At 65.2% G+C, this 20,230-nt stretch carries 18 protein-coding genes and 1 pseudogene; 1 reads left to right on the forward strand and 18 read right to left on the reverse strand.

The window, feature by feature from the left end; translation table 11 throughout:
- Nucleotides 1-228 precede the first annotated feature (228 nt).
- Nucleotides 229-711: a nitrate reductase associated protein gene (locus AB3X98_RS08850; RefSeq protein WP_342948415.1), complete on the reverse strand. Its 483-nt coding sequence runs from the start codon at nt 709-711 to the stop codon at nt 229-231.
- Nucleotides 712-886: 175 nt separating this feature from the next.
- Between AB3X98_RS08850 and fdhD the strand changes: the two genes are divergently transcribed.
- The gene (gene fdhD / locus AB3X98_RS08855; protein WP_368605553.1) at nt 887-1,744 is read left to right on the forward strand and encodes a formate dehydrogenase accessory sulfurtransferase FdhD; all 858 of its coding nucleotides are present in this window, start codon (nt 887-889) and stop codon (nt 1,742-1,744) included.
- A gap of 14 nt (nt 1,745-1,758) precedes the next feature.
- Here fdhD and AB3X98_RS08860 read toward each other — a convergent pair whose 3' ends face one another.
- The 17 genes and pseudogenes from AB3X98_RS08860 to AB3X98_RS08940 form a co-directional block, all read right to left on the reverse strand.
- Nucleotides 1,759-2,529, reverse strand: coding sequence for an enoyl-CoA hydratase (locus tag AB3X98_RS08860; protein ID WP_368605552.1), 771 nt, complete (start codon nt 2,527-2,529; stop codon nt 1,759-1,761).
- Between the two features lie 103 nt (nt 2,530-2,632).
- On the reverse strand, nt 2,633-3,832 hold the full coding sequence (locus AB3X98_RS08865; protein ID WP_368605551.1) for an acetyl-CoA C-acyltransferase: 1,200 nt from the start codon (nt 3,830-3,832) through the stop codon (nt 2,633-2,635).
- 34 nt (nt 3,833-3,866) lie between these two features.
- Nucleotides 3,867-6,308 (reverse strand): 3-hydroxyacyl-CoA dehydrogenase/enoyl-CoA hydratase family protein, encoded by a 2,442-nt coding sequence (locus AB3X98_RS08870; RefSeq protein WP_368605550.1) that lies wholly within the window; start codon nt 6,306-6,308, stop codon nt 3,867-3,869.
- A 129-nt stretch (nt 6,309-6,437) separates the two neighbouring features.
- Nucleotides 6,438-8,225, reverse strand: coding sequence for an acyl-CoA dehydrogenase C-terminal domain-containing protein (locus AB3X98_RS08875; protein ID WP_368605549.1), 1,788 nt, complete (start codon nt 8,223-8,225; stop codon nt 6,438-6,440).
- Between the two features lie 69 nt (nt 8,226-8,294).
- Nucleotides 8,295-8,894, reverse strand: coding sequence for a TetR/AcrR family transcriptional regulator (locus AB3X98_RS08880; protein ID WP_028206015.1), 600 nt, complete (start codon nt 8,892-8,894; stop codon nt 8,295-8,297).
- A gap of 241 nt (nt 8,895-9,135) precedes the next feature.
- Nucleotides 9,136-10,428 (reverse strand): annotated as a pseudogene (locus tag AB3X98_RS08885) (phosphatidylserine/phosphatidylglycerophosphate/cardiolipin synthase family protein); the annotation flags it as partial.
- 103 nt (nt 10,429-10,531) lie between these two features.
- Nucleotides 10,532-11,008, reverse strand: coding sequence for a dihydroneopterin triphosphate diphosphatase (gene nudB, locus AB3X98_RS08890; protein ID WP_069262904.1), 477 nt, complete (start codon nt 11,006-11,008; stop codon nt 10,532-10,534).
- 148 nt (nt 11,009-11,156) lie between these two features.
- A complete protein-coding gene (gene aspS, locus AB3X98_RS08895; protein ID WP_069262905.1) occupies nt 11,157-12,962 on the reverse strand; it encodes an aspartate--tRNA ligase in 1,806 nt (601 codons plus the stop codon).
- Between the two features lie 63 nt (nt 12,963-13,025).
- Complete coding sequence (locus AB3X98_RS08900) at nt 13,026-13,667, reverse strand: DUF502 domain-containing protein (protein WP_042266455.1); 642 nt, start codon at nt 13,665-13,667, stop codon at nt 13,026-13,028.
- A gap of 97 nt (nt 13,668-13,764) precedes the next feature.
- The gene (locus AB3X98_RS08905) at nt 13,765-14,124 is read right to left on the reverse strand and encodes an FmdB family zinc ribbon protein (protein WP_368605548.1); all 360 of its coding nucleotides are present in this window, start codon (nt 14,122-14,124) and stop codon (nt 13,765-13,767) included.
- A 228-nt stretch (nt 14,125-14,352) separates the two neighbouring features.
- Nucleotides 14,353-15,003, reverse strand: coding sequence for a methyltransferase domain-containing protein (locus tag AB3X98_RS08910; RefSeq protein WP_368605547.1), 651 nt, complete (start codon nt 15,001-15,003; stop codon nt 14,353-14,355).
- Nucleotides 15,004-15,030: 27 nt separating this feature from the next.
- Nucleotides 15,031-16,608, reverse strand: a complete 1,578-nt coding sequence (gene ubiB, locus AB3X98_RS08915) for a ubiquinone biosynthesis regulatory protein kinase UbiB (RefSeq protein WP_368605546.1) — start codon at nt 16,606-16,608, stop codon at nt 15,031-15,033.
- Between the two features lie 18 nt (nt 16,609-16,626).
- Nucleotides 16,627-17,262, reverse strand: a complete 636-nt coding sequence (locus AB3X98_RS08920) for an SCP2 domain-containing protein (RefSeq protein ID WP_069262909.1) — start codon at nt 17,260-17,262, stop codon at nt 16,627-16,629.
- A gap of 171 nt (nt 17,263-17,433) precedes the next feature.
- A complete protein-coding gene (locus AB3X98_RS08925) occupies nt 17,434-18,450 on the reverse strand; it encodes a Tim44 domain-containing protein (RefSeq protein WP_368605545.1) in 1,017 nt (338 codons plus the stop codon).
- Nucleotides 18,451-18,486: 36 nt separating this feature from the next.
- Nucleotides 18,487-19,218 carry a bifunctional demethylmenaquinone methyltransferase/2-methoxy-6-polyprenyl-1,4-benzoquinol methylase UbiE gene (gene ubiE / locus AB3X98_RS08930; RefSeq protein ID WP_158758634.1) on the reverse strand — a complete coding sequence of 244 codons (732 nt, stop codon included), beginning with the start codon at nt 19,216-19,218 and terminating at the stop codon, nt 18,487-18,489.
- Nucleotides 19,219-19,308: 90 nt separating this feature from the next.
- Nucleotides 19,309-19,722, reverse strand: a complete 414-nt coding sequence (locus AB3X98_RS08935) for a gamma-butyrobetaine hydroxylase-like domain-containing protein (RefSeq protein ID WP_069262912.1) — start codon at nt 19,720-19,722, stop codon at nt 19,309-19,311.
- A gap of 78 nt (nt 19,723-19,800) precedes the next feature.
- Nucleotides 19,801-20,226 (reverse strand): HIT family protein, encoded by a 426-nt coding sequence (locus AB3X98_RS08940; protein ID WP_069262913.1) that lies wholly within the window; start codon nt 20,224-20,226, stop codon nt 19,801-19,803.
- Nucleotides 20,227-20,230 lie beyond the last annotated feature (4 nt).

The following is a 20,230-nucleotide window of genomic DNA, read 5'->3' on the forward strand; positions in this document are numbered from 1 at the left end:
GCCCGCGCCGTGAGCGCGGGATGATGGGTCACGACTGCGCGCGACCGGTCGGCGCCTGACGCGCCAACCCGAAATAACGGCAGGGCCGGCCGGGTCTTGAGGGTCAATGTGGAGAAAGAAGCGGAAAACGACGCGCGGCGGCGCGAGGCTGCCGCGGTCAGCGGGAATCGGGTAGGGATCGGCGATGAATCGTGGCGGGCAGGCGCGGCGGGAAACAGCGGGTCAAAATCACCGCGGCACCGCCAGCCCGAACTCGTGCATCGCCGGCGCGAAGTCGTGATTGCTCTCGGGCTTGCGCGCGAGCTTTGCCAGCACGTAGCGCTGGAACGGGTCGAGCTGCGCCCAGTCTTCGAGGTCGGGCGCCTGCAGGCTGGCAAGCTCGGACTGCAGCGCAACGCCGCCGGGCACCGCGTTCACGTCGCGCCAGGCCGGCGCTTCTTCGGGCGCGAACCATTCGGGTTCGACGTTCGCGTGCGTGCGCATCATCTCGAAGAGCGCGTGGTCGAAATTGGGCTCGATTTGCGTGTCCTCGTCCACGGGGAAACACGCCAGCAGCCGGCGGTCCTCGTAGGGCAGCAGTTGCCATTGCGCGAGCGAAATGCGCAGACCAAAGCGATCCAGGTTGAAGCGCACGCACATCGGGATAAAGGTGAGATTTTCCGACGAGTCGACCTCGAACCGGAAAAGCAGCGGAGCTTCGTTCAATGCCATGACGGTGTCCTCGCGAGGCGGGCATAAGCGCGGGCGGCCCGCTTGAGGTATTTTAGAACCTTCCGCGCGCGGCGCGGCCCCGCTGTCTCCCGGCGGCGCTGCGGTACCGCGCCGCACAAGGACCGATGGAGTTTTGCGCTTGTCCCCCTCAACTCGCCCCCCTACCCGCACGCCAATGAGCACCGCAGACCGGCCGCAGATCGCGACGACGCATCCCCTCGAAACCGAAGGCCAGCCCGGCGCCATCGAATTGCGCGTGCATCGGCACCGCGGCGGCGCCGTGCAAACGCGTGAGGACCACGTGGGTCAGGAATGGCCCGTCGCGCTCGTCTTCAACGGCATTTCGCACGCCGTCATGATGTGCACGCCGCGCGACCTCGAAGCGTTCGCCGTGGGCTTTGCGATCTCCGAAGGCATCGTCGGGCGCAATGCCGACATTCAGGACATCGAGGTGTACTGGCACGAGGATGCGGACCTGCCGCACGCCGAAGTCCACTTGACCGTGGTGCAACAGGCGTTCGTCGAGCTCAAGGAAAAGCGCCGCGCGCTCGCCGGGCGCAGCGGCTGCGGCGTGTGCGGCATCGAGAGCATCGACCTGCTCGATCTCGAGCCCGAACGGGTGCCCCATACGGGCTTCGTTGCGCGCCTGGCTCCCGACGCCATCGCGCGCGCCGCACGCGAACTGCCGCAGCATCAGGCGCTCACGAAGCTCACCGGAGGCCTGCACGCGGCCGCGTGGTGCGACGAAAACGGCGCGATCCTGCGCGCCTTCGAAGACGTGGGACGCCACAACGCGCTCGACAAGCTCATCGGCCAGCTCGTGATGGAGCGCGCCGACACGCAGCAGGGCTTCGTCTTCCTCTCGAGCCGCGCGAGCTACGAACTGGTGCGCAAGGCCGCGCGCGTGGGCATTCCGATGGTCGCGACGATCTCGGCGCCCTCCTCGCTTGCCATCGCCATCGCCAGGCGCGCCGGACTGCGGCTCGTGAGCTTTTGCCGCGAGTCCGGGTACGTCGATTACGAAACGGCCTGAAGCACCGTTAGCGCTTAATCGAACTGCCGGAAATCCGGCTTGCGCTTTTCGAGGAACGCCGTGAACGCCTCGCGCGCTTCGGGCGCGAGCAGCATCTTGCCGAAGTGCACGAACTCTTCGCTCATGCGCGTCTTGACCTCGTGCGTGTCCGCGCGCTTCATGAGCGACTTCGTCACGCGCAGCGACGACGCGGGCAGCGCCACGAGCTTCGCCAGTTGCGCGCTAACGAACGCGTCGAGTTCGGCCGCCGGCAGCACGCGGTTCACGAAGCCCATGCGGTGCGCTTCCGCCGCGTCGAAGGTCTCGCCGAGCAGCAGCTTTTCCGCCGCGCCCTGGTGGCCCGCAATGCGCGGCAGCAGCAGCGACGAAGCCGCTTCGGGGCACAGCCCGAGTTGCGAGAACGGCACAGCGAAACGCGCGTTGTCGGCGGCATAGACCATGTCGCAATGCAGGAGCAGCGTCGTGCCCACGCCGATCGCCGGCCCCTTCACCGCGGCGACGAGCGGTTTTTCGAACGCCGCGATGGCATCGAGAAAGCGGATCACGGGCGAATCGGCGCCCGCGGGCGGCCCCTTCAGAAAGTCTTCGATGTCGTTACCGGCCGTAAAGATCTCGGCGTGGCCGCGCAGCAGCGCCGCGCGCACCGAGGTGTCCTTGTTCGCGCCGTTGAGCGTGTCGGCCATCGCCTGATACATCGCGGGCGTCAGCGCGTTCTTGCGCGCGGGCCGGTCGATGGTGATCGTGAGCACGCCGTTTTCGTGTGCTACCAAAATTTCGTTGCTCATAAACCTGTCTCCTCGCATCCCAATCGTGATACGAAAAACGGTCCGCAGACCGCGAAGTCTGCGAACCGTGTCGATAACGCCAATGCGCTAATCAGATGAACGCTTACAGCCGCTCGATGATGCCCGCCGCACCCATGCCGGTGCCGACGCACATCGTCACCATGCCGTACTTGTAGTTGCGGCGGCGCAGGCCGTGGACGACCGTCGAGGCGCGGATCGCGCCCGTCGCGCCGAGCGGGTGGCCCAGCGCAATCGCGCCGCCAAGCGGGTTGATCTTCGCAGGATCGAGGCCGAGGTCCTGGATCACCGCCAGCGACTGCGCGGCGAACGCCTCGTTCAGCTCGATCCAGTCGAGATCGTCCTGCTTCAGGCCCGCAGCCTTGAGCGCCGCCGGAATCGCTTCCTTCGGACCGATGCCCATGATCTCCGGCGGCACGCCGCGCACCGCGAAGCTCACGAAACGCGCGAGCGGCGTGAGGTTGAACTGCTTGAGGATCTTCTCGGAGACGACGATCAACGCGCCCGCGCCGTCCGACGTCTGCGAGCTGTTGCCGGCCGTGACCGAGCCCTTGTTGGCGAACACCGCGCGCAGCTTCGCGAGGCCTTCGAGCGTGGTATCGGCACGCGGGCCTTCGTCCAGCTCGATCAGGCGCTCCTTCACCTTCACTTCGCCCGAAGCGAGATCGGGGGAACGCTCGACGATCGTGTACGGCGAGATTTCGTCCTTGAACTCGCCGGCCTGCTGCGCGGCGAGCGCGCGGCGATGCGATTCGACCGAGAACGCGTCCTGCGCCTCGCGGCTCACCTTCCAGCGCTCCGCCACTTTCTCGGCCGTGAGGCCCATGCCGTAGGCGATGCCAACGTCTTCATTGCGATCGAAGATATGCGGCGAAAGCGACGGCTTGTTGCCCATCATCGGCACCATGCTCATCGACTCGCAGCCGCCCGCGATCATCGCGTCGGACTCGCCCACGCGGATGCGGTCCGCGGCCATGGCGAGCGCCGTGAGGCCCGATGCGCAGAAGCGGTTGACGGTCACGCCGCCTACGCTTTGCGGCAGACCCGCGAGCAGCGCGCCGATACGCGCGACGTTCAGGCCCTGCTCGGCTTCGGGAATCGCGCAGCCGACGATGGCGTCTTCGATCACGCTCGTGTCGAGGCCGGGCACCTGCGCCACGGCCGACCTGATCGCGTGAACCAGCAGCTCGTCCGGGCGGGTATTCCTGAACACGCCGCGCGGCGCCTTGCCGATGGGCGTGCGGCTCGCGGCGACGATGTATGCGTCCTGCAACTGTTTGCTCATCTCTTACTCCAGTATCTGGTGTGCGTCGTGCCGCTTAGTTGCGCACCGGCTTGCCGGTTTGCAGCATGCCCATGATGCGTTCCTGCGTCTTCTGCGTGCCGAGCAGATCGACGAAGGCGCGGCGCTCGAGCTTGAGCAGCCATTCTTCGTCGACGAGGCTGCCCGCCTCGACGTCGCCGCCGCATACCGCTTCCGCGATGCGGCTCGCGATCAGGAAGTCGTGATCGCTGATGAAGCGGCCGTCGCGCATGTTCACGAGCGATGCCTTGATGGTCGAGATCGCCGAGCGGCCCGCCACCGGAATCTGCGTGGCGCGCAGCGGCGGGCGGTAGCCCGCAGCGGAGAGTGCGCGCGCTTCCTTCTTCGCCGTGTCGAGCAGTTCGAACACGTTGAAGACGATCGTGTCCGACGGCTTCAGATAGCCCATTGCGCGGGCTTCGTGCGCCGAGGCCGAAACCTTCGCCATCGCCGCGTTTTCGAACGACTTCTGCAGGAACCGGAGCAGATCGCTCGGGGCCGCGCCGATCGCCGCTGCGCCTTCGGCTGCACGAATCGCCGCTTCCTTCAGGCCGCCGCCGGCGGGCACGAGACCCACGCCCACTTCCACGAGGCCGACATAGCTCTCGACATGCGCCACGCGCTTCGCGCTTTGCAGCATGATTTCGCAGCCGCCGCCGAGCGCGATGCCCGACACCGCCGTGATCACCGGCACGTTCGCGTACTTCACGCGCAGCATCGTGTCCTGGAACTTCTTCACGAACGGCTCGATGCCCTTCGCCCCGCCCATCATGAACGCGGGCATCGCCTCTTCGAGGTTCGCGCCTGCCGAGAACGGGCCGCCCGGCGCGCCGAGCTTGAGCGACGTCGGTTGCCAGATCACGAGGCCCTTGTAGCCGTCTTCCGCGATGTCGATGGCCTTCACGAGCGAGTCGAGCAGGCCCGGACCCATCGTGTTCATCTTGCTCTTGTACGAGACGATGACGACGTCGTCCTCGCCCGCGCGGTCGTCCACCCAGGCGCGCAGGTTGTCGTTCTCGAACAGCGTCTTGCCGTAGGTCTTCGGATCGCGTGCGCTCGTTTCACCGAACAGCGCCGCACGGAACACCTGACGCTCGTACACCGGCAGCGTCGAGCGCGGCACGAAGCGCGCTTCAGCGGGCGACCACGAACCTTCCGCGCCGTGCACGCCGCCATTCGCGGCGACCGCGCCTTCGAACACCCAGGCGGGCAGCGGTGCATTCGACAGTGCCTTGCCTGCATCGATGTCTTCCTTCACCCACTCTGCGACCTGTTTCCAGCCCGCGGCCTGCCAGCCTTCGAACGGACCTTCGTTCCAGCCGAAGCCCCAGCGGATCGCGAGATCGACGTCACGCGCGTTGTCGGCGATCGACTGCAGATGCACGCCGATGTAGTGGAACACGTCGCGGAAGATCGACCACAGGAACTGCGCCTGCGGATGCTGCGTTTCGCGCAGCAGCTTCAGACGCTCGGCGGCCGGACGCTTGAGGATGCGGCCCACCAGTTCGTCGGCCTTGCCGCCGCCGTCGACGTACTCGCCCGTGTTGGCGTCGAGCACCTTGATCGCCTTGCCTTCCTTGCGATAGAAACCGCCGCCCGTCTTCTGGCCGAGCGCGCCCTTCGCCACGAGACCCGCGAGCACGGCCGGCGTCTCATACACAGGGAAGAACGGGTCGTCCTTCAGGTTGTCCTGCATCGTCTTGATGACGTGCGCCATCGTGTCGAGACCCACGACGTCGGCCGTGCGGAACGTCGCCGACTTCGCGCGGCCAAGGCGCGCGCCCGTGAGGTCATCGACTTCATCGAAACGCAGACCGAACTTCTTCGCCTCGGCGATCACCGCGAGGATCGAGAACACACCCACGCGGTTCGCGATGAAGTTGGGCGTGTCCTTCGCGCGCACCACGCCCTTGCCTACCACGCTCGTGAGGAACGATTCGAGCTGGTCGAGGATTTCGGGCTTCGTTTGCGTTGTCGGGATCAGCTCGACGAGGTGCATGTAGCGCGGCGGGTTGAAGAAGTGCACGCCGCAGAAGCGCGCCTTCAACGCATCGTCGAAGCCATGCGAGAGTTCGGTGATCGACAGGCCCGAGGTGTTGGTCGCGAAAATCGCGTTCGGGCCGAGGTGCGGCGCGACCTTCTTGTAGAGGTCGTGCTTCCAGTCCATGCGCTCGGCGATCGCCTCGATCACCACGTCGCATTCCGCGAGCTTTGCGATGTCGTCTTCGTAGTTCGCGGGCGTGATGTATTGCGCGTCGTCCTTCATGCCGAAGGGCGCGGGCGAGAGCTTTTTGAGCGTCTCGATCGCCTTCAGCGCGATGGCGTTCTTCGGGCCTTCTTTCGCGGGCAAATCGAACAGCAGCACGGGCACGCGGGCGTTGATCAGGTGCGCGGCGATCTGCGCGCCCATCACGCCGGCGCCGAGCACGGCCACCTTGCGAATATTGAGGTTGCTCACGTTGTTCCTCCAGCGGGTATGCAATGTCGAGCGGATTGAGGTGTGAGGGCGGCGCGTTTCAACGTGGGCCGCCTCCGGACATCGTGTTGACGGCGCGCGCGCCTTTGAAAAGCGCGCGCCCGTTGGCTTTTAGAACAGCGCTTCGTCGACTTCCATCAGCGTCTTCGAACCCGCGCGCGCCTGGCGGATCGACGTGGCCGTTTCGGGCAACAGCTTCGCGAAATAGAAACGCGCCGTGGCCAGCTTCGACTTGTAGAACGGATCGCCCGAGCTTTCCTTGTCGAGCGCGATGCGCGCCATGCGTGCCCAGAAGTAGGCGAACACGAGGTGGCCCGCCGTGCGCAGATACGGCACCGCGGCCGCGCCCACTTCGTCCGGGTTCTGCATCGCCTTCATGCCGATTTCCATCGTGAGCTTCTGCATCTTGTCGCCGATGTCGGCGAGCGGATTCACGAACTCCTGCATTTCCGGCTTGACGCCTTCGACTTCGACGAAATCCGTCACGAGCTTGCCGAACTTCTTGAGCTTCGCGCCCATATCGCCCAGCACCTTGCGGCCCAGCAGGTCGAGCGACTGGATCGTGTTCGTGCCTTCGTAGATCTGGTTGATACGCGCGTCGCGCACGTACTGCTCCATGCCCCACTCGGAGATGAAGCCGTGGCCGCCGAACACCTGCATGCCGAGGTTGGTGCTCTCGAACGCGTTGTCGGTGAGGAAGGCCTTGATGATCGGCGTGAGCAGCGCGACGAGGTCGGCCGCTTCCTTGCGCTCGTCTTCGTCGCCGTGCGAGAGCTCCTTGTCGATCTGCAGCGCCGACCAGTATGTGAAGGCGCGCGCGCCTTCGGCCCAGGCCTTCTGCGTGAGCAGCATGCGGCGCACGTCCGGATGCACGATGATCGGGTCAGCGGCCTTTTCGGGCGCCTTCGGGCCCGTCAGCGAGCGCATCTGCAGGCGCTCCTTCGCATAGACGAGCGAGTTCTGGTAAGCCACTTCAGTAAGGCCGAGGCCTTGCATGCCGACGCCCAGACGCGCCGCGTTCATCATCACGAACATGGCGTTCAAGCCCTTGTTCGGTTCGCCGACGAGCCAGCCCTTCGCGCCGTCGAGATTCATCACGCAGGTCGCGTTGCCGTGAATGCCCATCTTGTGTTCGATCGAGCCGCATTTGATGCCGTTGCGCTCGCCCACTTCGCCCGCTGCCGTGGGGATGAACTTCGGCACGACGAACAGCGAGATGCCCTTGGTTCCCGGCGGCGCATCGGGCAGTCGAGCGAGCACGAGGTGGATGATGTTCTCGGCCATGTCGTGCTCACCGCTCGAGATGAAAATCTTCGTGCCGGTGATCGCGTACGAGCCGTCGCCGTTCGGCTCGGCCTTCGTGCGCAGGATGCCGAGATCGGTGCCGCAGTGCGGCTCGGTCAGGCACATCGTGCCGGTCCACACGCCTTCGACGAGCTTCGGCAGATAAGCCTTCTGGAGTTCGGGCGTGCCGTGCGCATGCAGACACTCGTAGGCGCCATGCGAGAGACCCGGATACATGGTCCACGCCTGGTTCGCCGAGTTCAGCATTTCGTAGAGCGCGTTGTTCACGAACGCGGGCAGGCCCTGGCCGCCGTATTCGGGATCGCAGCCGAGCGCGGGCCAGCCCGCTTCGACGTATTGCTTGTACGCTTCCTTGAAACCAGCAGGCGTGGTGACGACGCCGTCGCCGGCGTACGTGCAGCCTTCACGGTCGCCGACCTGGTTCAGCGGAAACAGCACCTCGGAGCAGAATTTTCCGGCTTCTTCGAGCACCTGGTTGATGGTGTCGGCGTCGAGGTCGGCGTGCTTCGGCATCTGCTTCACTTCGCCTTCCACGTTCAGCAGTTCGTGCAGAACGAACTGCATGTCGCGCAGCGGCGCGGTGTACTGTCCCATGTCTTCTCTCCAAAATTTGAGCTTCGGGTCCCTCGCGCGCCGCCGCGACTTCGATGTTGCGGCCGGGCGCTACTGGGTCTCGCTCTGATACGAAACAATCAGCTTCTCGAACGCAGCCCACGTATGCTCGACCGCGTCCGGCAGATGCAGGAAGCGGCCGTCATGATGCAGGCCGAGCGTCACGCTATACAGTTCGAAGAGCATCAGCGCGGGATCGGTCTCCTTGCGCAAATGGCCTTCTTCGATTGCCTGCGAAATGGCCCTCAGGAGCGCCGCGCGCCACATCGACACGCTCGCGACCAGCGTCTCGCGCACCTGGCTGTCCGCGCGGTCGTCGTACTCGACGGCGCCGCTGATGTAGATGCAGCCGGTCGTGACTTCGTGAATGCGCTTCTCGAACCATCGCGACAGCATCGCACGCAGACGCGGCAAACCGCGTGGCTCGCGCAAACTCGGAAAGAAGACTTCTTCCTCGAATCGACGGTGGTACTCGCGCACCACCTCGACCTGCAGGTCTTCCCGAGACCCGAAGTGAGCGAAGACGCCACTCTTGCTCATCTGCATGCGCTCGGCGAGCAGGCCGATGGTCAAGCCTTCAAGGCCATCGCGACCTGCGAGGTCGAGTGCTGCATCCAGAATGGCGGCTCGTGTCTGTTCGCCTTTACGCATAGCTTTCTTTACCGTAACGATGTGGCCGCGATGTCGCTGTCAACTGCTCATTAACTGCTTACATCTCGGCTGAATTAAATCGAACGGCCGTACTATTGTTGAGGACGGCCGTCCGCGAAACAAGGACTTTATTAGAAACCGATTTCTAACCGGTACTCTAATTTTCGAGGTTCGTGCGCCGCGCGCAAGCCGACATTCTCTCGATTGCACGAGCGGGGATTCGTATGGCAGCTTTCTGTTTCTAGTCGTAGCCGCCCACGGTGATGAGCTTCATGAGCGCACGATAGAACGCCCAGGCGAGCCAGTTCACGGCGCGTACGTGCCACGGCCGCGCCTCGTAGCGCGCACGGTCGATCTGTGCAGCGTCGCCGAACGCCGCGAGGATCTCGCAGCGCAGCTGTTCGATCTGCGGATGCTGCACGAGCAGCACGTTGGCCTCGTTATTGAGCACGAGGCTGAGCGCGTCGAGGTTCGAGGAACCCACGGTGCCCCAGCTCGAATCGACAACGGCCACCTTGCCGTGGAGCATCGTTTTCTCGTACTCCGCAATCTGCACGCCCGCGCTGAGAAGCTGGTGATAGAGGAACGGCACCCCGTAGTCGAGTACCTTGAATTCCTTTCGTCCGACCAGAAGCTTGACCGCCACGCCGCGCTCCGCGGCGCTCACGAGCGCGCGACGCAGCCGCCGGCCCGGCATGAAATACGGATTGGCGAGCAGCACTTCCTTGCGCGCCTCGCCGATGGCGTCGAGATAAGCCTTTTCGATCGCGCGCCGGTTCACCACGTTGTCGCGCGCGACGAACGCCACGCAGGGCACCTGCGCCGCGCGCGGATCGCGCACGCTCGCGCGCAGGCGCTCGCGCAGACGCGTGAAGAAGCGTTTCGCCCGCGGCGAGCTCACAGTGGGTGCAAGCGCGCGCAGCGCGTCGTCGACGATCTGCGTGGGGCGCCCCACCGTGTGGCCGGTGGGATGCGGCGACATGAACCCCGCGCTCGCGGGCACGCCTGGCGAGAGTTGCTGGGGCAGCGGCGGCCGGTAGCCGAGCCGGATACGCCGCCACTGCTGCTCGATCGCAAGGCGCACGTCCACGACCACGGGACCGTACAGCTCGACGGCGAAATCCCAGCGCGCGTAGGGCAGCCTGTGGCCGTCCTGCTCGAAATCGTCGATCACGTTGATGCCGCCGCAGAAGGCGAACTGGTCGTCGATCACGGCGAGCTTGCGGTGCGTGCGCGAAAAACCGAAGCGCCCGAAGATATGCGGGTTGTAGACGCGGTGCTCCACCCCCGCGCCCGGCCAGGTCTCGAACAGCGCAATGCGCGGCGAGCCGATGCCGTCGGTGATGACGCGCACGCGCACGCCGCGCGACGCCGCGCGCATGAGCGCATCGGAGAGCGCGCGGCCAATGTCGTCGTCGCAGAAGATATAGGTTTCGAGCGCGACGTCCCGCTCGGCGGCGTCGATGCGCTCGATCATCGCGCCGAACAGACCGGCGCTCGAGCCGAACAGGCGCACGTCGTTGCCGCTCGTGAAGCGATAGCGCGAACGATAGCGCCGGCCAAGCAGCGCCTCGCGTAGCCGCACCACGCGCTGCGATTCAATGCCGGGATCGGTACTGGTTTCGCTCATGTCGCGTTCACCCACGCCCTTCGCGTAGCCGCATGGGCAGTTGCAGAATGGCTTCGCGGTTCGACCACGAGAAGCACTTCGCCGCCGCCTGCTCGTAAGGCAGCCACAGATAAGCCGTATGCTCGCGCGGCGCGAGCGTGACGACTGTGCCCGTTGGCACTTCCAGGCTGAACCAGTGCTCGGTGTTGCGCGTGACGCCGGGCGCATAGCGATGGCGCCAAACGGGATAGATTTCGTACTCGATCTCGTGATGCCAGTCGAGCAGCGCCGCCTGCGGAACGTCCCCGGCGCCCACAGCAATACCCGTCTCCTCGCCCACCTCGCGCACGGCGGTTTCGGCGAATGGCTCGCCTGGACGATCTTTCGAGCCGGTGACCGACTGCCAGAAACCCGGCCGGTCGGCGCGTTCGATGATCAGGACCTCCAGTTGCGGCGTATGGATGACGACGAGTACGGATTCCGGAATCTTCGGCGGCTTCTGCATGGTGATGGAGCGTGGGGAGGAACGCGCGCTGCGCGCCAGCGGCGCGTCTAAAGGTAATTTAACGCAAAAAGCAAAAAAGGCGCACGATGCGCCTTCTTTGTTGTTGCGATGCAAAAGCCCTGACGGGCCTTCGCAGCAGGAGGGCGGCTTACTGCGCCGTCTTCTGCTCGGGCTGACGCAGACGGATGTGCAGTTCGCGCAGCTGGCGCTCGTCCACCGGGCTCGGGGCCTGCGTAAGCAGGTCCTGCGCGCGTTGCGTCTTCGGGAACGCGATCACGTCGCGAATCGAATCGGCGCCGGCCATCATCGTGACGATGCGGTCCAGACCGAACGCGATACCGCCGTGCGGCGGCGCGCCGTATTGCAGCGCGTCGAGGAGGAAGCCGAACTTCGCGCGCGCTTCTTCCGCATTGATCTTGAGCGCGCGGAACACCTTGCTCTGCACGTCTTCCTGATAGATACGCACCGAGCCGCCGCCGATTTCCCAGCCGTTGAGCACCATGTCGTAAGCCTTGGCGAGGCAGCGGCCCGGATCCGTTTCGAGGTATTCCAGGTGCTCGTCCTTCGGGCTCGTGAACGGGTGGTGCGCGGCCACGTAGCGGTTTTCTTCCTCGTCGTACTCGAACATCGGGAAGTCGATCACCCACAGCGGCTTCCAGCCCTTCTCGACGAGGCCGTTGGCACGGCCGAACTCCGAGTGGCCGATCTTCAGGCGCAGTGCACCGAGGCTGTCGTTCACGACCTTCGCGCGGTCTGCCGCGAAGAAAATGATGTCGCCGTCTTGCGCGCCGGTGCGCTCGAGGATCGCGGCGATCGCGGCGTCGTGCAGGTTCTTGACGATCGGACTTTGCAGACCGTCACGGCCCTTCGCGGCTTCGTTGACCTTGATCCACGCGAGACCCTTCGCGCCGTAGATACGCACGAATTCCGTGTAGCCGTCGATGTCGCCGCGCGACAGCTCGCCGCCCTTCGGCACGCGCAGCGCCGCGACGCGGCCGTCCTTCGTGTTGGCCGGTGCGCTGAACACCTTGAAGTCGACGTCCTTCATGGCGTCGGTCAGCTCGGTGAATTCGAGCTTCACGCGCAGGTCCGGCTTGTCCGAACCGAAGCGGCTCATGGCTTCCGCATACGGCATGATCGGGAACTTCGCGTCGAGCTCGACGTCGATCGTTTCCTTGAACACGTGACGCGCCATGTCTTCGAACAGGTCGCGGATTTCCTGCTCGCCGAGGAACGACGTTTCGCAGTCGATCTGCGTGAATTCGGGCTGACGGTCGGCGCGCAGGTCTTCGTCGCGGAAGCACTTGACGATCTGGTAGTAGCGATCGAAGTTCGCCACCATCAGGAGCTGCTTGAAGAGCTGCGGCGACTGCGGCAGCGCGAAGAACTGGCCCGCGTTTACGCGCGACGGCACGAGGTAGTCGCGCGCGCCTTCCGGCGTGCTCTTCGTGAGCATCGGCGTTTCGATGTCGATGAAGCCGAGCGCGTCGAGATACTTGCGCACGGCCATCGTCACGCGGTAGCGCAGACGCAGGTTGTGCTGCATCTGCGGACGGCGCAGGTCGAGCACGCGATGCGTGAGGCGCGTGGTTTCCGAGAGGTTGTCGTCGTCGAGCTGGAACGGCGGCGTGACCGACGCGTTGAGCACCACGATTTCGTGGCACAGCACTTCGATCTTGCCGCTCGTGAGGTTCGCGTTGACCGTGCCTTCCGGACGATTGCGAACGAGACCCTTGACCTGCACGCAGAACTCGTTGCGCACGCCTTCGGCGATCTTGAACATCTCCGCGCGGTCCGGGTCGCACACGACCTGAACGAGGCCCTCGCGGTCGCGCAGGTCGATGAAGATGACGCCGCCATGGTCGCGGCGGCGCTGCACCCATCCGCACAGCGAAACAGTTTGGCCCAGCAGCTGTTCGGTCACCAGACCGCAGTATTCAGATCTCATCGACATGATGTTCGTCTTTCGTTATGCATGAATGAACGGGAGCGGCGCGCAGCAGCGCGTCGTCCGGTATTAAAGCGGAGGATCGATGGGGCGGCGTGGTGAGGTTGCCGGCGCGACCACGCCCATCGAAACAATATACTTGAGCGCGGCGTCGACGGTCATGTCCAGCTCGACCACCTCGCTCTTTGGCACCATCAGGAAAAAGCCCGACGTCGGATTCGGCGTAGTCGGGACATAGACACTCACGTGATCTTCCTGCAGGTGGTTGACCACGTCGCCGCCGGGAATGCCGGTGAGAAACGCGATCGTCCACGAACCCTTGCGCGGGTATTCGATCAGGAGCGCTTTGCGAAATGCATTGCCGTTGCTCGAAAGCAGTGTATCGGAAACCTGCTGGATGCTGCCGTACAGCGGTCCGATGATCGGAATGCGGCGCACCAGCGCGTTCCACCACTCCACCAGCTTCTGCCCGATGAAGTTGTGGGTGAGCAAACCGACCCCGAAGATGAACGCGAGCGTGAGCACCGCGCCGAGTCCCGGCAGGCGCACGCCGAACATGCGCTCCGGCCGCCACGATTCGGGCAGCAGCAGCAGCGTCTGATCCATCGTACCGATGACGAGGTTCAGCACCCACAGCGTGATGGCCAACGGCACCAGCACCAGCAGGCCGGTCAGGAATACCGATTTGAACGTCGCTTTCTTGATCGTCATGTACACCGCCATGCGGGCCGTGCGCAGCAAACGGGCTGCCGGCGCGGCTACGGCGCGGCGCGTGTCCCCGGAAATAGAGGAATCGCGCCGCAGGTTGTCAGGTCGAGGCTGCCGGGCTGGGCGTACTCGCTGGGGTGCTCGCGGCGGGCGCGGCTGCGCCCGAATCGCTGGAAGCACTCGCGGCGCCCTCGCCGGCCGGCTTGCCCGCTTCCGACGACGGCGCGTTTTCGCCAGCCTCCTTCGCGCCGGTCGCCGCCGCGCTCTTGCTGCCGTTGCCGCCGCGGAAATCGGTGACGTACCAGCCCGAACCCTTCAGCTGAAAGCCCGCTGCGGTCACCTGCTTGCGAAACGTGTCCGCACCGCAGCTCGGGCACTGCGTCAGGGGCGCATCGCTCATCTTTTGGAGCACGTCCTTGTCGAAGCCGCACGACTCGCAGCGATAAGCGTAGATCGGCATGATCTCTATCCTGATGAAAATCTGATAATTGCTTGCAAAGCCTTGAATTATAGCCGCAAACCAGGATCGCCCCTGGCATTTACCGGGGTTGGCGTCCAGCGGGGAAGGTCGGAGGGTTGCGGCCGCCTCGGTTTAGATGAGGGCAGGTTGCGCGCACATCAAGAGCGTGCGCGGCCATGCAAGGCGGCAAGCGCACGGCGCGCCGGCCCGAGACAGCTCCAACCCCGCTCAAACGGGCGACGGCGCGACGTCGTTGCGGCGCCACACGAGCCAGCGCTCGCGCCCGACGAACACGGGCAGCGAGTCGGCCACGGGCTGATCGTCGGCCAACGTGAAGTACGGCGTGAGCAAGGCGTCGAGTTCGTCGCGCGCGATCGCGAACGGCGGGCCCTTGGGCGTCTCGCCGATGAAGAAGTAGCCTGCGAGCAACGCGCCGGGCTGCAACAGCTGGGCCATGCGGGTGGCGTAGCTCGCGCGCTGCGTTTTGGGCAGCGCGCACAGGAACGCGCGCTCGAACACCCAGGCCGGCATGAACGGCGGCGTGTAGGCGTAGAAGTCCGCCTCTTCGACGACACCGGCGTACTGCCCCAGCGCCGTGCGCGCGCTCGCGACCGCGGCCGGCGCGAAGTCGATGGCGCGCACCGTACGGCCGCGCTCGGCGAGCCAACGTGCTTCCCAGGCGTTACCACAGCCCGGAATCAGCACCGCGGCGCCAGGGTGCGCCGTGGCGAAGGCTTCGAACTGGCGCTGCACGCCCGCCTGATCCCACGGCGTGAAGCCGCGCGCAAAGCGCTCATTCCAGAACGAGGGCGACGCCGGGTCGCGGGTTTCGAACTCGGGCACTTCGCCCGGTTGCGGCGGCAGGGTCGGGTCGCTCATCGTCTCACTCCTTGTTCACGTGGTCCGTCAGCCGCCGTAGGCAAACACGAGCCACACGCGCGCGGCCACCATGCCCACGCCCACGGCAACGCCGAACAGGAGCAGGCCCTGCAGCAGGCGGTTCGTGCGGCGTTGCTCGGCGAGCATCGCGCGGATCGTCTCGTCGTTCGCGAAACCGCCCGGTTCCTGGCGATGCAGGAGCGCCTGGTGCACGAGGCGCGGCAATTGCGGCAGCGTCTTGCTCCATTGCGGCGCTTCGATCTTGAAGCGCTCGTACCAGCCGCGCAGGCCGATCTGCTCGGTCATCCAGCGCTCGAGATACGGCTTCGCTGTTTTCCAGAGATCGAGCTCCGGATCGAGCGAGCGCCCGAGACCTTCGACGTTGAGCATGGTCTTTTGCAGCAGCACGAGCTGCGGCTGGATTTCCACGTTGAAGCGCCGCGAGGTCTGGAAGAGGCGCAGCAGCACCTGGCCGAGCGAGATGTCCTTCAACGCCCGGTCGAAATACGGTTCGCACACGGCGCGAATCGCGCTCTCCAGCTCCTCCACGCGCGTGTTGGGCGGTACCCACCCCGATTCGATATGCAGCGTCGCCACGCGGTGATAGTCGCGCTTGAAGAACGCGAGAAAGTTCTGCGCGAGATAATTCTTGTCGAAGTCGGACAACGCGCCGACGATGCCGAAATCGAGCGCAATATAGCGGCCGAAATGCACGGGATCGAGACTCACCTGAATGTTGCCGGGGTGCATGTCGGCGTGAAAGAAGCCGTCGCGGAACACCTGCGTGAAGAAGATCTCGACACCCTCGCGCGCGAGCTTCGGAATGTCCACGCCTGCCGCCCGCAGCTTGTCCACCTGGCTGATCGGCACGCCGACCATGCGCTCCATCACCAGCACGTTGGCCGTGCTGAATTCCCAGTACATTTCCGGCACGAGCAGCAGGTCAAGGCCCGCGAAATTGCGGCGCAACTGGCTGCCGTTCGCGGCCTCGCGCATGAGGTCGAGCTCGTCGTGCAGGTACTTGTCGAATTCTGCCACCACTTCGCGCGGCTTCAGACGCTTGCCGTCGGCCCACAGGCGCTCGGCCCACACGGCGATGTCGCGCAGCAGCGCGAGGTCGGAGTCGATCACCGGACGCATGTTCGGGCGCAGCACCTTCACCGCCACCGGCTTGCCCGCGTGCTGGCCCGACTTCACCTTGGCGAAGTGCACCTGGGCAATCGATGCGCTCGCCACCGGCACACGCTCGAACTCGTCGAAGATCGTGTCGACCGGTGCGCCTAGCGACTTCTCGATCAGGCCGATCGCCACGTTCGAATCGAACGGCGGCACCTGGTCCTGCAGCTTTGCCAGTTCGTTGGCGATATCGGGCGGCAGCAGATCGCGGCGCGTGGACAGCACCTGGCCGAATTTCACGAAAATCGGGCCGAGGCTTTCCAGCGCGAGACGCAGACGCAAACCGGGCGGATCGTCGAAGCGACGGCCGATCGTGGTGATGCGCAGAAGCAGCGCGACACGCCGGTCGTTGATCCGGCTCAACATCATCTCGTCCAGGCCGAAGCGGATGACGGTGAAGAAAATCTTGAGGAAACGCAGAAAACGCATGTCTGGGGGGCCTGTTGACTAGCGCGAGCCGCGCGGCGCAGCGCTTTGGCTCCCGCCGCCGGCCTGTGATTTTTGTTCGAGCCGCTCGATGCGCTTTTCCACGCGCGCCAGCGCGTCGCGTGCGCGCGACAGCTCTTCATTGAAGCCGTCGAGCTCGGCGCGCCGCACGAGCTGCGGATTTTCATCGAGCAGATATTCCGTGACCGAGCCGAGCACGTTGCGCCCGGTGCGCAGGGCCTGCTCGCTCGCGGCGCGCGCGAGCGTGGCGATGCGTGAAGCCGGGGCGTCGCCGATCAGCTTCGCGAGGTCCTCTTCGGGCTCCCAGCGCAGATGCTCGGCGAGCTTGCCGATGACCTGCGCAAACTCGGCATCGCCCTCGATCTTCACGTGCTTCATCACGGCCGCCTGGCCGCCCTGCATGAACGACGAGAGCGCGCCTGCGGGCAGCGAGAGCGTCACATCGACGTCGCCCGCATCGTGGTCCTCGACCGCGCCCAGATAGCCGTCCGGCTGCACGAGCAGCGTGAGCACGATGGGCGCACAGGTGAGACGGGCCGTCTTGCCGGCATAGGGGGCGAGACGCTCGCGTGCCCACGTTTCGCGGGCGAGCAGGTGATTGACGGCGGCAGCGAAGGGCTTGGCGGCAAGAGTCATCGGCTTGGAATAAGAAAACCCGCACGGGCACAAGCCCGGGCGGGTTCCTATTGTAACGTTCGAGCCACAGGATCGCGCCGCCGCCCTGCCCTGTCGAATGCGGCGGGGCGCCTGGAAGGCACCGCACTGCGATCTGGATCAAGTCACGAGACGCTCGGCCCGGCTACCGGCTCAGTGAGATTCGACCTGCTGGATGCCCGCGAGCAGCCAGCCTTCGCCCGACGTGCGCGACTTCGAGAGATTCCATACCTCGACGAACGGCGCGGCCGGCTCACCCATGGCTTCGCGAATCAGGCCGGAGAAGCGCACGCTCGCAAGGTATTCGCTGCCGCGGTCTTCCACGCCGAGCAGGTCCGCGTTGAGCTGCACGACGTCGGTCTGGTTGGGCTGCGCGCCGCGGCCCGCGAGATCGACGCGGATTTCGGCGAACATCTCGGGCGTCGTGAATTCGCGGATGTCGTCCATGTTGCCCGCGTCCCATGCGGCCTGCAGGCGCACGAAGTAAACCTTGGCATTGCGTACGAAGGCTTCCGTGTCGAAGCCGGCCGGAATCGACGCCGCCGCCGGCGTATCGATTTGCGGCGTGCTCAGCGGATTGGCTTCAGGCGCGAGGTACTGCCCCGTGGGCGGCGCGGTGTAGCGCGGCTCCTGCGGCTGATACCCGCCCGACGACGGGTTCATGCTGTTCGACGCATACCCGCCCTGGTACGCGGGTTCCGCGGCACGGCGGCGGCTCATGAACTTGCGGATCAGCCAGACGGCGATAAAGGCGATGATCGCAATGACGATCATGTTGGCCATCATGCCGGCAAACGCCTCGCCAAGACCGAAGTGCGAAAGCAGCGCGGCGATGCCAAGACCGGCCGCGAGGCCCGCGATCGGCCCAAGCCAGCGATTGCGCGCCGGTGCGGGCGCAGGCGTGGGAGCCGGCGTGCCGGGAGCGCGCTGGGCGCCGGCCTGCTGCGCGGGATTCGCGGGGGTGGGCTGGGCCGGCGGCGGCGTGGTGCTGCGCTGCGTAGCCGTGGACGACTGCTTGCCGAAACTGCGGCCGCCCCCCATGCGGCGAGCCTCTGCGTCGAACGATGCGAGGCTGCCGGCAAACATCACGCCGGCAAGGGCCAGGACGCCGATTCGTCTGGCCCATGACGATGAAAGCTTTTTGGAAGCAACGTTGCAGGGCTCAGACATGGCGAAAATTCCTTTAAAGACAGTGAGTTGGGAACACTAATACTTTGTGCCGACGTGTAAGGCTACCACGCCAGCTGACAAATTGTAATATTTGACGGCGTCGAGGCCGACTTGTTCCATCATCGTCTTGAGTGTTTCCTGGTCCGGATGCATGCGGATCGATTCGGCGAGGTACTGGTAGCTGTCCGCGTCCTGGGCGAAGCGCCGGCCAAGCCACGGCAGCACCTTGAACGAATAGACGTCGTACGCCTTCTTGAGCGGCTCCCAGACCTTCGAGAATTCGAGCACGAGCACGCGACCGCCCGGCTTGAGCACACGGCGCATCTCGGCGAGCGCAGCGTCCTTGTGCGTCATGTTGCGCAGCCCGAAAGCCACGGTCACCACATCGAAATAGTTGTCCGGAAAGGGGATTTTCTCGGCGTCGCAAAGGAGCGCCGGCGTGATCACGCCGTTGTCGATGAGGCGGTCGCGGCCCACGCGCAGCATCGACTCGTTGATGTCGGTGTGCCAGACCTCGCCCGTCGGGCCCGCTTTCTTCGCGAACGCCATGGAAAGGTCGCCGGTGCCGCCCGCGATGTCGAGCACCTTCGCACCGGGCCGGATGTTCGCCTGCGCGATCGTGAACGCCTTCCACGCGCGGTGCAGCCCGCCCGACATCAGATCGTTCATCAGGTCGTAGTTCGAGGCGACCGAGTGAAACACGCCGGCCACCTTCTTCGCCTTGTCCTGTTCGTCGACTGTCTGATAGCCGAAGTGGGTTTTGCTCATCGCGCTCGTCCTTTCGCGGAAGGGTGTTCTATTGGTGTGCTGCGCCGCGTCTGTCAGAGATGCGGCGGGGCTGGATCGTAACAGGAAGCGTCAGTGGCAGTGGCCATGCGCGGCAGGAGGCGCCGCCATCGGAGCGTCGCGCTCGACGCCCGCCGCCTTCAGTCTGGCGAAATATTCCGCCCAGAGCTCGTCCTGGCGTGTGGCGAGCTCATAGAGCTGGTCCCACGAGTAGATGCCGGTGTTGTGGCCGTCGGAGAACGTGGGCTGCAGCGCGTAGTTGCCGACACCTTCCAGCGCCGTAATCGTCACCTCGCGCTTGCCCGTCTGCAGCGTTTCCTGGCCGGCGCCGTGCCCGCGCACCTCCGCCGAGGGCGAATACACGCGCATCAGCTCGAAGGGCACGCGGTAGCTCTCCCCGTTCGCATACTGGAGTTCCAGCACGCGCGAGACGGCGTGCACCACGACGCCGCTTGGCACCGGCGTATCGGATTTCAGTCCACTCATGATCGTTCCCGCTGTTGGATGCGTGTTGGACGCGTATTGGACGCAATTGGACGCTCACCGCCCCCGCCCGCTCAGGCCTTAAGCCTGCTCCATTTCGTGGCGCACCGCGTCGCGCAGCAGCGTGGCCTGCGCGCGGCGCTGGCCCAGCATTGCCTCGGACACTGTGCGCTGGCGCGGTGCCCAGACGGGCAGCGGGAAATGGGCATCGTTCGTGAAGCGCGGAATGACGTGCCAGTGCACGTGCGGCACCTGGTTGCCGAGGCTCGCCAGATTCACTTTCGAAGGCTGCATGACGCGGCGCAGCGCACGCTCGACGGCGTACACCGCGCGCATCAGATGTTCCCGGTCGGCCGCGCCCAGGTCCGAGAATTCGGCGACGTGCGCATTCCAGATGACCCGGCAGAAGCCGGGATAGTCGGCCTCGGCAGTCGCGAGCACGACGCGCATGCGCTCGTCCTGCCACAGCACGTCGCCGCCTTCCTCACTGCAGAATACGCATGTCATCGTC

Origin of the sequence: Paraburkholderia sp. BR14312, assembly GCF_040948675.1 — a bacterium.
In the GTDB taxonomy this organism is placed as follows: Bacteria; Pseudomonadota; Gammaproteobacteria; order Burkholderiales; family Burkholderiaceae; genus Paraburkholderia; species Paraburkholderia nodosa_A.